At 71.2% G+C, this 13183-nt stretch carries 11 protein-coding genes; 4 read left to right on the forward strand and 7 right to left on the reverse strand.

What is annotated here, in order from left to right; translation table 11 throughout:
• Window position 1: 1 nt before the first annotated feature.
• From OG943_RS11780 to OG943_RS11805, 6 genes are all read right to left on the reverse strand, one after another.
• Window positions 2–2857, reverse strand: a complete 2856-nt coding sequence (locus OG943_RS11780; protein WP_328609770.1) for a glycoside hydrolase family 2 TIM barrel-domain containing protein — start codon at window positions 2855–2857, stop codon at window positions 2–4.
• A gap of 24 nt (window positions 2858–2881) precedes the next feature.
• Complete coding sequence (locus tag OG943_RS11785) at window positions 2882–3706, reverse strand: carbohydrate ABC transporter permease (protein ID WP_328609771.1); 825 nt, start codon at window positions 3704–3706, stop codon at window positions 2882–2884.
• On the reverse strand, window positions 3703–4656 hold the full coding sequence (locus OG943_RS11790) for a carbohydrate ABC transporter permease (RefSeq protein ID WP_328609772.1): 954 nt from the start codon (window positions 4654–4656) through the stop codon (window positions 3703–3705). The genes OG943_RS11785 and OG943_RS11790 overlap by 4 nt, the downstream gene beginning before the upstream one ends.
• Window positions 4653–5942: an extracellular solute-binding protein gene (locus tag OG943_RS11795; protein ID WP_328609773.1), complete on the reverse strand. Its 1290-nt coding sequence runs from the start codon at window positions 5940–5942 to the stop codon at window positions 4653–4655. The genes OG943_RS11790 and OG943_RS11795 overlap by 4 nt, the downstream gene beginning before the upstream one ends.
• A 114-nt stretch (window positions 5943–6056) precedes the next feature.
• Window positions 6057–7055: a LacI family DNA-binding transcriptional regulator gene (locus OG943_RS11800; RefSeq protein WP_328609774.1), complete on the reverse strand. Its 999-nt coding sequence runs from the start codon at window positions 7053–7055 to the stop codon at window positions 6057–6059.
• A gap of 124 nt (window positions 7056–7179) precedes the next feature.
• Window positions 7180–8571 carry an amino acid permease gene (locus tag OG943_RS11805; RefSeq protein WP_328609775.1) on the reverse strand — a complete coding sequence of 464 codons (1392 nt, stop codon included), beginning with the start codon at window positions 8569–8571 and terminating at the stop codon, window positions 7180–7182.
• Window positions 8572–8794: 223 nt separating this feature from the next.
• On the opposite strand from OG943_RS11805, the gene OG943_RS11810 reads away from it, so the two are divergent.
• The 3 genes from OG943_RS11810 to OG943_RS11820 are packed head-to-tail and all read left to right on the forward strand — an operon-like array spanning window position 8795 to window position 9751.
• Window positions 8795–8965 (forward strand): hypothetical protein, encoded by a 171-nt coding sequence (locus tag OG943_RS11810; RefSeq protein WP_328609776.1) that lies wholly within the window; start codon window positions 8795–8797, stop codon window positions 8963–8965.
• Window positions 8938–9417, forward strand: coding sequence for a catalase (locus OG943_RS11815; RefSeq protein ID WP_328609777.1), 480 nt, complete (start codon window positions 8938–8940; stop codon window positions 9415–9417). Before OG943_RS11810 ends, OG943_RS11815 begins: the two co-directional genes overlap by 28 nt.
• On the forward strand, window positions 9371–9751 hold the full coding sequence (locus tag OG943_RS11820; RefSeq protein ID WP_328609778.1) for a hypothetical protein: 381 nt from the start codon (window positions 9371–9373) through the stop codon (window positions 9749–9751). Before OG943_RS11815 ends, OG943_RS11820 begins: the two co-directional genes overlap by 47 nt.
• Before the next feature lie 86 nt (window positions 9752–9837).
• Here the strand turns inward: OG943_RS11820 and OG943_RS11825 are convergent, their stop codons facing one another.
• On the reverse strand, window positions 9838–10941 hold the full coding sequence (locus OG943_RS11825; protein ID WP_328609779.1) for a threonine synthase: 1104 nt from the start codon (window positions 10939–10941) through the stop codon (window positions 9838–9840).
• Between the two features lie 146 nt (window positions 10942–11087).
• Between OG943_RS11825 and OG943_RS11830 the strand changes: the two genes are divergently transcribed.
• Window positions 11088–13133 carry an MDR family MFS transporter gene (locus tag OG943_RS11830; RefSeq protein WP_328609780.1) on the forward strand — a complete coding sequence of 682 codons (2046 nt, stop codon included), beginning with the start codon at window positions 11088–11090 and terminating at the stop codon, window positions 13131–13133.
• The last annotated feature ends 50 nt before the right edge of the window (window positions 13134–13183 follow it).

The raw sequence follows: 13183 nt of genomic DNA on the forward strand, positions 1-13183 counted from the left end.
GTCAGACGGACGCTTCGGCAGCCGTGAAGGTGAGCGTAAAACTCGCCTTCTGGGCCTGGAGCCGATACTGCGGCAGCACCCCCGGCCCGCATGACGCCGTGCCGAGCCCGTGCTGCGCGAGGTCGAGGTTCAGGTGCACCAGCTCGCCCGGCTCGAGGTCGACGGTGTGCCGGGCCGCGTCCAGGTCCTCGCTGGTCCACCGGCGGGCGGTGAAGTCGAACAGCGGCTCCCCGTCGATCCGGATGCCGGCGCCGCCCGATGACCGAAGCTGCAGCCAGCGCGTGTCGGCGCGGTTGCCGTTCTCCTGGGGGTAGGTGTACGGCGTCTGCAGCTCGTCGACAGCGCGCGCGAAGCGGCCGACGCGGGCGGCCTGCCTGCTGTCCGCGTACGCCTCGCCCGGTCCGGCGCCGAACCACTCGACGGCGTCGAACGAGCCCGGCACCGCCATCCGCAGGCCGAGCCGGGGCAGGGTGCACGGCCACTCGCCGTCGGGCTCGACCTCCACGCGCAGCCGCAGCCGTTCGGCGTCCGCGGTCCAGTGGTAGCCGGCGAGCAGGCCGAAACCGAGGCCGGGCGGGGCGACGCGGGTGCACACCACCAGCTCGGCGTCCCGCAGCTCGACGGCGGCGACGCGGTGCTGGAGCCGGTGCAGCCCGGCCGCGCGCCACTGGCTTTCCTCGGACGGTGCCGAGCCGCGGTCGTTGTCGGTCGGCGCACGCCAGAGGTCGAGCCGCGGCCCGTGGACGCGCTGGCCGCCGAGCGCGGTGAGCAGGCCCGTCGCCGCGTCGAAGGTCCCGGCGCCGAGGCGTAGCTCAGTGCCGGAATGGTGCAGCGCCGCGCCGGTGGCCGCAGGGGGCGGCATGGGCGCGGGGGCGACCGAGAGCTGGCCCCACGCGACCACGTGCCCGGCGGGTGCCCACGCCGTGGGGCCAGGGAGAACAGCGCGGACGGTCAGCCAGCCCTCGCCCGTGACGTCGGGCAAAGCCGGCAGCGGGACGTCGGCGCTCTGTCCAGGGTGGACGGACGGCACGGCCAGCTCGCCGGACGCCACGGTGACACCGTCCTCCTCGTACACCCACGAGAAGGCAAGATGGTCCAGGGAAACGAAGTCGTAGTGGTTCGCCACGCGGATCCCGCCGGCGGCCGCGGTGATCCGCACCGGCTCGAACACCTTCGCGAACTCCAGCAGCGCGGGCGACGGCGTCCGGTCGGCGTGCACGACGCCGTCGATCACGAAGTTGCCGTCGTGGATCTGCTCGCCGAAGTCGCCGCCGTAAGCGAAGTAGGCGCGGCCCTCGGCGTCACGCCGGGCCAGGCCGTGGTCGATCCACTCCCAGATGAACCCGCCCTGGCAGCGCGGGTACCGCTCGAACAGCTCGCGGTACTCCAGCAGCCCGCCCGGGCCGTTGCCCATCGCGTGCGCGAACTCGCACAGCAGGAACGGCAGCGCGCGGCGGCGTTCGTTCGGGTCGTCCCGCCGGCCGATCCGGTCGACCTCCGCGTGGTCGGCGTACATCCGGCTGTACACGTCGACGTACTCGCACTCGAAGTCGCCCTCGTAGTGCACCGGCCGCGAAGGGTCGCGCTCGCGCGTCCACTGGGCCGACGCCGCGAGGTTCCGGCCGGTGTGGGCCTCGTTGCCGAGCGACCACAGCACGATCGACGGGTGGTTCTTGTCCCGCTCCACGGTGCGGCGCATCCGGTCGAGGTAGGCGTCCGTCCACTGGGGATCGTCGCTCGGGTTCCCCGCCCAGCCGAGGTCGCCGAAGCCGTGGGTCTCCAGGTCGCACTCGTCGACCACCCACAGGCCATGGAGGTCGCACAGTTCGAGGAAGTACGGGTCCGGCGGGTAGTGGCTGGTGCGCACGGCGTTGACGTTGTGGCGCTTCATCAGCTCGATGTCGGCCAGCGCGAACTCGCGGGGCAGCGCCCGGCCGGACTCCGGGTGGTGCTCGTGCCGGTTGACGCCGCGGAACAGCACCGGCGAGCCGTTGACCTTGACCTGGCCGTCTTCGATCACCACGGTGCGGAACCCGATCCGCACCGGCACCCGCTCGGCGGCGGTGTGCACCACGCCCTCGTACAGCCGCGGCGACTCGGCGCTCCACGGCTCGACCGGCAGCTCGGTCACCTCTCCTGCGGGGAGGCTGTCGACGCCCAGCTCGGGCACGCTCAGCAGGACGCCGTCCGCGGCCGTGACCGACAGCGTGCCGCGGCCGGTGACGTGGTCGTAGCCGGCGTGCAGCTGGTAGTCGGCGATCCCGCCGGACGGCCGGGACAGCAGCGTCACGTCCCGGAAGATCCCGGACAGCCACCACATGTCCTGGTCCTCCAGGTAACTGCCCGCGGACCACTGGTGCACGCGCACCGCCAGCACGTTGCCGCGCGGGCGCAGCAGGTGCCCGACGGCGAACTCCGCCGGCAAGCGGCTGCCCTTCGTGACGCCCAGTTCCTCGCCGTTGAGCCAGACGCGCCCGCACGAGTCGACGCCGTCGAAGCGCAGCACGGCCGGCTCGTCCGGCCAGTCCGCGGGCAGGTCGAAGCTCAGCCGGTGGTCGCCGGTCGGGTTGTCCGACGGGACCTCGGGCGGGTGCACCGGGAACGGGTAGCGCACGTTGGTGTAAGCCGGTTTCCCGTGCCCGTGCAGCTGCCAGTGGGCGGGCACCGGGAGCGTGTCCCACGCCTGGTCGTCGAAGTCCTCGCGGTGCATGCCCTCCGGCGCGGCCGCGAGGGAGGGGGACAGGTGGAATCGCCACGTCCCGTTCAAGCTCACCGCACGCGCGTCCGAGGTGAACGCGGCGCGCGGCGCGGCCGAACCGCGCCCGGGTGCGGGGTCTTCGAAGTACGACGGCGACATGGCTTCCTTTTCACTCCTTGCGGTTCAGCCCTTGAGGGCGCCGGCGGCGATGTTGCGGATGAAGTGCCGGGCACCGAAGAGGAACACGATGACCAGCGGGACGATCGCGACGAGCGTGCCCGCCATGACCACGCTGTAGTCCTTGACGTACAGCCCGTTCAGCTGCGAGAGCGCGACCTGCAGGGTGACGTGGTTCGAGTCGATCAGCACCACCAGCGGCCACAGATAGTCGTTCCAGGCGTTGACGAAGGTGAAGATGCCGAGGAACGCCAGCGCGGGGCGCAGCACCGGCAGGCCGACCGACAGGTAGGTGCGGAAGAACCCGGCCCCGTCCATCCGCGCGGCCTCCAGCAGCTCGTCCGGGATGGCGCCGCGCGCGTACTGGCGCATCCAGAAGATGCCGAACGCGTTGGCGGCGGCCGGGATGATCAGCGCCTTGAGGTCGCCCACCCAGCCGAAGTGCGCCATCAGGTCGAACTGCGGGATCGCGGCCAGCTGCGTCGGCACGACGAACGTGGCCAGCAGGATGCCGAAGAGCACCGAGCTGCCGGGGAAGTCGTACTTGGCGAAGGTGAACGCGGCCAGCGAGTCGAAGAACAGCACCAGCAGCGTCGTCACCACCGCGACGATCAGCGTGTTCAGCAGCGAGCCGAAGAAGTCGATCTTCGCGAACACCTGGCCGATGTTGTCGAACAGGTGGCCGCCGAAGGTCAGCCGCGGCGGGGCCGCGTAGATGTCGGCCGTGGTGTTGGACGCCATTACGGCCAGCCAGTAGTAGGGGAACAGGGTGAGCAGCGCGCCGACGATGAGCGCCACGTACGTCACGACGCGTCCGCGAGTGGTGGTCATCGGACCGTCTCCTTGACCTGGCCGCGGGCCGGCCGCTGGACGAGCCGCCAGTTCAGGATCGAGAACAGCACGACGACGACGAAGATGCCCCAGGCGATCGCGGCGCCGTAGCCGAAGTCGTTGTCCGCGAACGCGGTGTTGTAGAAGTAGAGGACCATCGTCAGGCCGGCGCCGTCCGGGCCGCCGCGGTTGCCGAGCAGCACCTGGGACTCGGTGAAGATCTGCATCCCGCTGATCGCCGACATCACCACGGAGAACAGCAGCACCGGGCGCAGCAGCGGCAGGGTGATGCGGAAGAACGTCTGCACCGGCCCGGCGCCGTCGATGCGGGCCGCCTCGAACACGTCCGGCGGGAGCGCCTGCAGACCGGCCAGGAAGATGATCGCGTTGTAGCCGGTCCACCGCCAGATGATCATGATCGAGATCGCGCCGCGGATCGCCCACGGGTCGGTGAGCCACTGGACGTGGTCGATCCCGACCAGGCCGAGCACCCAGTTGAGGATGCCGAAGTCGCTGGAGAAGATCGAGCCGAACACCAGCGACATGGCCACGATCGAGGTGACGTTCGGCAGGAAGTACGCCACCCGCAGCACGCCCTTGAAGCGCACCGACGAGTTGAGCCCGAGCGCGATCAGCAGCGCGAGCACCGTCATCGGGACCGTCGACATGACCCAGATGACCAGGGTGTTGCCGATCGACTCCCAGAACGTGGCGTCGCTGAGCAGGAACCGGAAGTTCTCCAGCCCGACGAACTTCATCGGCCCGACGCCGTCCCAGCGCTGCAGCGCGAGGTACAGCGAGTACAGCACCGGGTAGATGCCGAAGACCGCGAACAGCAGGAAGAACGGCGCGATCGCGAGGTACTGCGGCAGGTAGCGCCAGCGCTTCCGGCGGCTGACGGGGGCGTGGCGCGCCGGCGCGGTGGCGGGGGCGGGCAGGATCGCGGTCACGAGAGCACCCCCTGACGGCGCAGCAGCCGTTCGACCGAGGACCGCGCGTCGTTCCACGCCTGTTCCGGGTCCTTGCCGGCACTCTCCACAGTGGTCAGTGCGTCGGTGTAGGTGTCGCTGATCGTGATGTCCCAGGGACTGAAGTAGACGGGCTGCACCTCACGGGCGGTCTTCGAGAACACGTCCATGGTCACCTGGCCGCCGAAGAACGGCTCCGGCGCGAGCAGCCGCGGGTCGGTGTAGACGGACGGGCTGGGCGGAAACAGGCCCAGCTCCAGGTACGTCTGCGGCTGGTTCGCGGGCGACTGCAGCCACTTCACCATTTCGAACGCCGCGTGCGGGTCGGGGCAGTACTTCGTGATCGCCAGGAACGAGCCGCCCTGGTTGCCCGCCCCGCCGGGGGCGCGGCAGACGCGCCACTTGCCCGCGGTCGCGGGCGCGGACTGCTTCAGCTCGCCCGAAATCCACGAAGCGTTGACGAAGCTCAGCTCCTTGCCGCTGTTCCAGGCGGCGTGCCGGTCGATGGACTCGCCGTTCTGGCTCTGCGAGCCCGCGTAGCCCGCGGTGAGGCCCAGCCGGAACGCCTTGACCGCGCGGTCCCACGCCCGGCGCACCTGCGACTGGTCGTCGAGGTAGTGGTTGTCGCGGTCGAAGTACTTCCGCGGCTCCTGGGCCAGCGAGTAGGTGAACACGGTCTTGGTGTCGGTGATCAGGTAGCGGCCGGGCAGCTTCTTCTGCGCCTGCACGCCGAAGTCGAAGTAGTCGTCCCAGGTGGGCACCGCGGCCGCGACGTCGTCGGGCTCGCTCGGCAGGCCGGCCTGGGCGAACAGGTCGTGCCGGTAGTACAGCGCGGCCGGGCCGACGTCGACGGGGAAGCCGAGCTGGAACCCGTCCGGGCTCGCGCCGGCCTGCCACTTCCACGGCAGGTACTCGGGTTTCGACTCCGCCGCGCCGAGGGTGTTGAGGTCGACGAAGTGGTCGGTGTCGGCGAAGTAGGTCGCGATGTCGTCGCCGAGCATGGTGATGTCCGGCAGGTAGGCCTCGCCGGCCAGCGCGGCGAGCAGCCGCTGCTTCAGCTCGCCGCTGACCTGCGACGGCGTCAGCTTGTCGGCGGCGAACCGCCGCACGGCCTCGCCGAGCACCTGCTCGGACAGGCCGTTCGAGGTGTACCAGAGCGTGATCCGCCCCGGGTTCGCGGTGGTGGGACTGGTGCAGGCGGCGGCCCCGAACGCCGCGGCGCCGAGGGCGGCCGCGCCGGTCAGGAACCTTCGTCGAGTCAACGTCATCGGGGACCCTCCGGACAGGTCCGTGAACGTTCCCGTGAACGTTCACGAATTGCCGGGAAGCATGCTTGAGCAGGCCCGGCGTGTCAAGAACCCGGGTTCGCGGGAGACGGGGTTTCAGGCGGATTCGCGCAGCAGCAGCCGGGCGCGGACGACCAGGTCGGCCGCGGTCAGCGGGGTGGCGCCGGTGAGCAGGCGGGCGGCCTGGTCGATCGCCAGCGCGCCGAGGGCGCGGGTGTCGAGGGCGACGCTGCTGAGCGCGGGGTGCACGAGGGTGCCGAGTTCGAGGCCGTCGAAGCCGATCACCGCGAGGTCGGCGGGCACGGCGCGGCCGAGCCGGCGGGCCGCGCGCAGGGCGCCGATGGCGATGATGTCGTTGAAGGTGAACACCGCGGTGAGGTCCGGGTGCGCCCGCAGCAGCGTTTCGAGCGCCGCCGCGCCGCCGTCGACGGACTGGGCGGCGCCTTCGACGGCACCGGCGTCGAGGCCGTGCGCGGCGGCCGCGGTGGCGAACCACTCGCGGCGGATGCTGGGCTCGGCGCGCCCGGCGTGGTCGAGCATCCCGATCCGCCGGTGGCCCGCGGCGACGAGGTGCGCGATCGCCTCGGCGACGCCCTCGGAGCCGTCGATACGGATGGAGCTGAACCGTGGCGTGTGGTGCTCGCGGCCGATCAGCACGACGGGGATGCCGCGGGTGAAGCGGTCCAGCTCGTCCTCGGGCTGGCTGAAGTAGCCGACGACGGCGTCCACCTGGGACGCGATCACCTGCAGGGTGCCGAGTTCCTCGGCGGCGCTGTCCGCGGTGTCGTAGACGACGACGTGCCAGCCCCGGCCCCGCGCGGCCTCGAGCGCGGCGGCGGCGACCTCGGTGAAAAACGGGTTCCGCAGGTCGGGGATGACCAGGCCGATCGTGGTGGTGTCCTGCCGCACCAGGCCGCGGGCGAAGCGGCTCGGCCGGTAGCCCAGCTCGCGGGCGGCGTCGAGCACGCGCTGCTTGGTGGCGCCGTCGATCTCGGCTTTGTCGTTGAGCGCGCGGGAAACGGTCTGGCGGGAGACGCCGGCGCTGCGGGCGACGTCGTGGATCGTCACCTTCCGGGACGCCTCCGACGAGACCACCGTGAACCTCCCGTCGCCGGCGCGGGCGCACCGGAGGGTCCGAGTATGCCCGCACCGGGCACGCCGGGCCGGAAGCCTCTCCGGCCCGGCGTGCCCGGTGCGGGGGCACTGCCGGTGGTGCGGGTCAGACCTCGGCGTCGGCCGGGCGGCGGCGCGACACGAACCGCCAGCCGAGCACGAGCACGACCACGATCGCCGGGATCGAGTAGAACGCGATCTTCTCGGCGCCGTCGGAGAAGCCCATCAGCACGACCACCAGCACGAGGAACGCGAGCGTGGCCCAGTTCGTGTAGGGCGCGCCGGGCATCCGGTAGCTCGGCCGCTCCAGCTCGCCGCGCAGCGCGGCCTGGCGCATCCGCAGCTGCGAGTAGATCAGCGTGGCCCAGGTGGCGACCACGCCGAGCGAGGCGACCGCGATCGCGATGTCGAACGCCTCCGACGGGACGATGTAGTTCAGCACCACGCCGAGCACGTAGGCGATCGAGGTGAACAGGATGCCGCCGTAGGGCACGTGGCGGCTGTTCATCTTGCCGACGAACTTGGGCGCCTCGCCCTTCTCGGCCAGCGCGCGCAGGATCCGGCCGGTCGAGTAGAGGCCGGAGTTGCACGAGGACAGCGCGGCGGTCAGCACCACGGCGTTCATCACGTCGCCGATGCCGCCGATGCCCAGCCGCGAGAAGACCGTGACGAACGGGCTCTCGTCGCCGTTGTAGAACGGCCAGGGCAGCAGCATCGCGAGCATCAGCACCGAGCCGACGTAGAACACGGCGATCCGCCACACCACACCGTTGATGGCCTTCGGCAGCACCTTCTCCGCGTCCTTGGTCTCGCCGGCGGCGATGCCGACGACCTCGATCGCGGAGTAGGCGAAGATCACGGCCTGCAGGGTCATCAGCGCGATGCCGATGCCGGCCGGGAAGAACCCGCCGTGGTCGGTCAGGTTGTGCACGCCGGCGGGGGTGCCGCCGATGTTCGCGCCAGTGAAGACCAGCCCGAGCGCGGTGACCAGGAAGACCACGATCGCGGTCACCTTGACCACGGAGAACCAGAACTCCAGCTCGCCGAACAGCTTGACGCTGAGCAGGTTCACCGCCATCAGCACGCCCAGCGCGACCAGCGCGGTGATCCACTGCGGCAGGTCGGGCAGCCACTTGTGCACGTAGATCGCGACCGCGGTGATCTCCGCGATCCCGGTCATCGCCCAGTTCAGCCAGTACATCCAGCCGGAGACGAAGCCGGCCCACGGCCCGATGAACTCGCGGGCGTAGGTGACGAAGCTGCCGGAGGACTGCCGGTGCATGACCAGCTCGCCCAGGGCCCGCATGACGAAATACGCGGCGATGCCGCAGATCGCGTACGAAAAGACCAGCGACGGGCCGACCGTGTGGAGCTTGCCGCCCGCGCCGAGGAACAGCCCGACGCCGATCGCGCCGCCGATCGCGATCATCTGCACTTGGCGTTTGCCGAGTGCCTTGGTGTAGTTGTCACCCTTCTCGGTGACCACTGTGGAATCCATGGTTGCGAGACGCTAGCGGGCAAGAGGCTAGTGACCAAGCGCACCAAGGAAGACTTAAGGTGTGCGAGAGATCACGTTAGTCGAACTACTCGAAATCGGGTTTTCGATTTGACAAACCCGCGGCCGGTCCGGCCGAGATGATCTTGGTGCGTTCGGGAACACTTCGGTGGCCGCGCGGACAGAACGCCGGGCGCGGCGCGGCGGGGCCGGTTACCTTCGCGGGGTGACCTCCGAACTGCCGGCCTCCCAGCTGTCGGCGTCCATTGTGGACGAGATCGAGCAGCTGAAGGGCACCTTCCCGGATCAGTACAATCGGCGCAGTACCGCCGGGCCCACGCTCGCGGCGTCTGCTACGACACCGAGTTCGTGCCGTCCGGCGTCGTCGCCGACCTGACCACGGCGGCGCACCTGCGGGGCGAGCCGGTCCGGGCGACCGTGCGGTTCTCCCACGCCGACACCAACCCGCACCTGCCCGACGCCGACCGGGCCGTGCGCGGCTTCGCCACCAAGTTCCACCTGCCCGGCGGCGGCACCACCGACCTCGTCACGATCAACCTCGACCGGTTCATCGCCTCGACGCCGGAGGACTTCCTGCACCTGCTGAAGGCCGCCGGGCCGGACCCGGAGACCGGCACGCCCGACCTGGCCAAGGTGCAGGCGCACGTCGCCGCGCACCCGAGCGCCGGCCCGGCCCTCGCGGCCGCCGCGAAGCTGCCGACGCCGCGGAGCTACGCCCGCGACGACCTACTGGGCCGTGCACGCCTTCCTCTGGCGCGGGTCCGACGGCGTCGGCCGGCCCGTGCGCTACCGCTGGGAGCCGGTGGCGGGGGAGGCCGTGCTCGGTGAGGGCGAGGGCACGGACTGGTCCGCCGCCCACCTCGCGGAGGAGCTGGCCGAGCGGCTGGGGCAGGGCCCGGTGGAGTTCACGCTGAAGGTCCAGCTGGGCGAGCCGGGCGACCCGACCCACGACTCGACCCTGGTCTGGCCGGCCGAGCGGGCCGAGCTCACCGCCGGGCGCCTGGCGATCACGGCCGAGGTGACCGATCCGGAGCACTGGGCCGCGCAGGTCTTCGACCCCACCCAGCTGACGCCCGGCATCGAGCTGTCCGACGACCCGGTGCTGGCCGCCCGCAGCGCGATCTACGCGGTGTCCTACGACCGGCGCAGCCACAGCCGCTGAACTGCCCCGGCGCAGGTGGTGGCTGACCGTCGCCGCGGAGACGCCGAACGAGGTAGCTGCTTTCCGCAGCAATTGCCCGCCCCCGGTCAGACGAGCCGGTCCATCGTCGTCGCGGCCTTGAGCCCGGAGCCGGTGAGGACGACGACGGTCGTCTCGCCGGGCGCGATCACCCCGCGGGCGCGGAAGACGTCGACCGCGGCGGCGGCCGTGGCGCTGGTCGGCTCCGCGTAGAGGCCGATGGCGGCGAGCCCGCGCGTGGCACCGGCGATCTCGTCCTCACCGATCGCGACGGTGGTGCCGCCCGACCGCCGGATCGCGGCGAGCACCTCGGGCAGCCGGACGGGCTCGCGGATCGCGGTGCCCTCGGCGATCGTCGGCGCGAACGGCCGGGGCGCGGCGCCGCGGAAGGCCGCGTCGATCGGCCCGCAGTTGGCCGGCTGGGCGACGAGCAGGCGCGGCCGTTTCGCGATGGCGCCGGCGGCGAGCAGCTCACCGAAGCCGAGGTCGCAGCCGAGCACGATGCTGCCCGCGCCGGCGACGGTGACGACGTTGTCCGGTGCGGTGAAGCCGAGGTCCTCCCACAGCTCGTAGGCGAGGGTTTTGGTGCCCTGTAAGAAGAACGGGTGCCAGTTGTGGCTCGCGTACGTGGTCTCGCCGGACCGGCGCAGCGCTTCGGCCGCGGTGTCGTCGCGGGTGCCCGGCACCAGCTCGACCTTCGCGCCGTACGCACGGCTCTGCAGCACCTTCGCGGGCGACGTCGACTCCGGCGCGAGGATCGTCGCCGCGATCCCGGCCGCGGCGGCGTAGGCCGAGACCGACGAGCCGCCGTTGCCGGAGCTGTCCTCCAGCACCGAGGTCACCCCGGCCTCCGCGAGGACGGACAGCAGCACGCTGCTGCCGCGGTCCTTGAAGCTCCCGGTGGGGCTGAACCACTCGAGCTTGAACCGGGTGCCGTGCCCGCGCCACGGCAGCTCGACCAGGGGAGTGCAGCCCTCGCCGGGCGAGATCGGGCGCCGGATGCCGCCGGGCAGCGCCGCGCGGTACCGCCACAGCGACCTCGTGGCGGTGTCCACGTCCGCCCGCGTGATCCCGGGCATCGGCTCGACGCTCAGCGGCGCGCCGTCGTCGCCGCGCCAGCGCAGCGGGTCGAGGGGATAGCGGCGATCGGAGCGCGCGTCGACGTAATCCACGGTTGGACATTCTGTTCAGATCTGGACTGGATGTCAATCCGGCCGGTCACGCCGCGTCCCGGAATCAGTCGCCCGGTCACCGGAACGAGTGGCTATCCACAGTGGACACCGGGCAATACGGTGGACGCGAGCGCGAGGAGGGCTGCATGACGGCGACCGCTGAGGTCACACAGGAGCCGGTGCCGGCGGGCGCCGGGATGTCACGGCGGAAGATCAACGCGGTGTTCGGCGCGGTTTTGCTGGGCATGCTGCTCGCGGCGCTGGACCAGACCATCGTGGGCACCGCGCTGCCCACCATCGTCGGGGACCTCGGCGGGGCCGGGCACCTGTCCTGGGTGGTCACGGCGTACCTGCTGGCCGAGACGATCATGACGGTGGTCATCGGCAAGCTGGGCGACCTGTTCGGGCGCAAGCTGATGTTCCAGCTGTCCGTGCTGATCTTCGGCGTCGGGTCGTTCTTCTGCGGGTTCGCCGACAGCATGACGTGGCTGATCATCTGGCGGGCGGTGCAGGGCCTCGGCGGCGGCGGGCTGATGGTCACCTCGACCGCGCTGATCGCCGACGTCGTGCCGCTGCGCGAGCGCGGCAAGTACCAGGGCGCGCTCGGCTCCGTCTTCGGCGTCGTCACCGTCGCCGGGCCGATGCTGGGCGGCTTCTTCGTCGACCACCTGTCGTGGCGGTGGGCGTTCTACGTCAACATCCCGCTGGTCGTCGTGGTGCTGGTGGTCGCCACGGCGGTGATGCCGAACGCGCGCGCCGTGGTCAAACCGGTGATCGACTACCTCGGCATCCTGCTGATCGGCCTGGCCGCGACCGGGCTGACGCTGGTCACCAGCTGGGGCGGCACCACGTACCCGTGGGGCTCGGTGACGATCATCGGCATGGCCATCGGCTCGCTGGTGCTGCTGGGCCTGTTCGTGCTCGTGGAGCTACGGGCGAAGGAACCGATGCTGCCGATGCGGCTGTTCCGGAACCCGGTGTTCACCGTCGGCGGGATCATGAGCTTCGTCGTCGGCTTCGCCATGCTGGGCGCCCTGTCCTATCTGCCCACCTACATGCAGTACGTCCAGGGCGTGTCGGCCACCTCGTCCGGCGTGCGGCTGCTGCCGATGGTGCTCGCCCTGCTGTTCGCCTCGATCCTGTCCGGCAACCTGGTGAGTAAAACGGGGCGGTACAAGATCTTCCCGATGCTCGGCGCCATCGGCATGACGGCCGGGCTCTACCTGCTCTCGCGCCTCGGCCCGCACACCGGCTTCTGGGAGTCGGCGCTGTACATGGCCGTGCTGGGGCTGGGGATCGGGCTCGGCATGCAGGTGCTGACCATCGCCGTGCAGAACACGGTGGACTACCGCGACCTCGGCGTCGCCACGTCCGGGGTGACGTTCCTGCGGTCCATCGGCAGCTCGTTCGGCGCCGCGATCTTCGGCACGGTGTACGCGAACCAGCTCGCGCCGAACGTCGGGAAGGCGCTCGCCGCGCACCCGCTGCCACCCGGGGTCGACCCGCGGGCAGTGCAGGTGCCCCAGGCGCTGCACCAGTTGCCGGCGAGCGTGGCGGAACCGGTGATCGGGGCGTACAGCCAGTCGCTGCACGTCGTGTTCCTCTCCGCCGCGCCGGTCGGGCTCGTGGCGCTGGTGCTCTCGTTCTTCCTCAAGGAGATGCCGCTGCGGGACACCTCGCGCGCGGCCGCGCCGGACCTCGGCGACGGCTTCGGCATGCCCGAGGCGCGCGACCACGACCGCGAGCTGGAACGCGCGATCTCGACGCTGTTCTTCCGCGAGCGGCGGAAGGTCGCGCCCGCCATCGCCGAGCGCTCCGGCGCGGAGCTGGACCACGGCGGGCTGTGGTGCCTCGTGCAGGTCCACCTGCGCCAGCGCCGCGGCGAACCGGCCACGCTGACGGCGATCGGCGAGCACTACAGCGTGCCCGCGCAGGTCCTCGAGCCGGCGTTCGCGCGGCTGGAGCTGACCGGCTACCTGAGCTACTCCGGCGGCGGCTGGGCGCTCACCGAGAGCGGCGAGCGGGAGTTCGGCAAGCTCGTGCGCGCGTGGAAGGACTGGATCGCCGAGCGGCTCGCGGACTGGGGCCCCGGCGGCCGGGAGGAGCTCGACGCGGCGATCGGCCGGGTCGCGGCCCGGATGCTCGACCAGAGCCGCGACAGCGAGCGCGGCGGGCGTCACGCGCTGGTGTGACCGGGTCGCACGTTTCTCACAGCGCCTTAGCATCGCCGTAACGGGAGTGC

Source organism: Amycolatopsis sp. NBC_00345, assembly GCF_036116635.1.
GTDB lineage: Bacteria > Actinomycetota > Actinomycetes > Mycobacteriales > Pseudonocardiaceae > Amycolatopsis.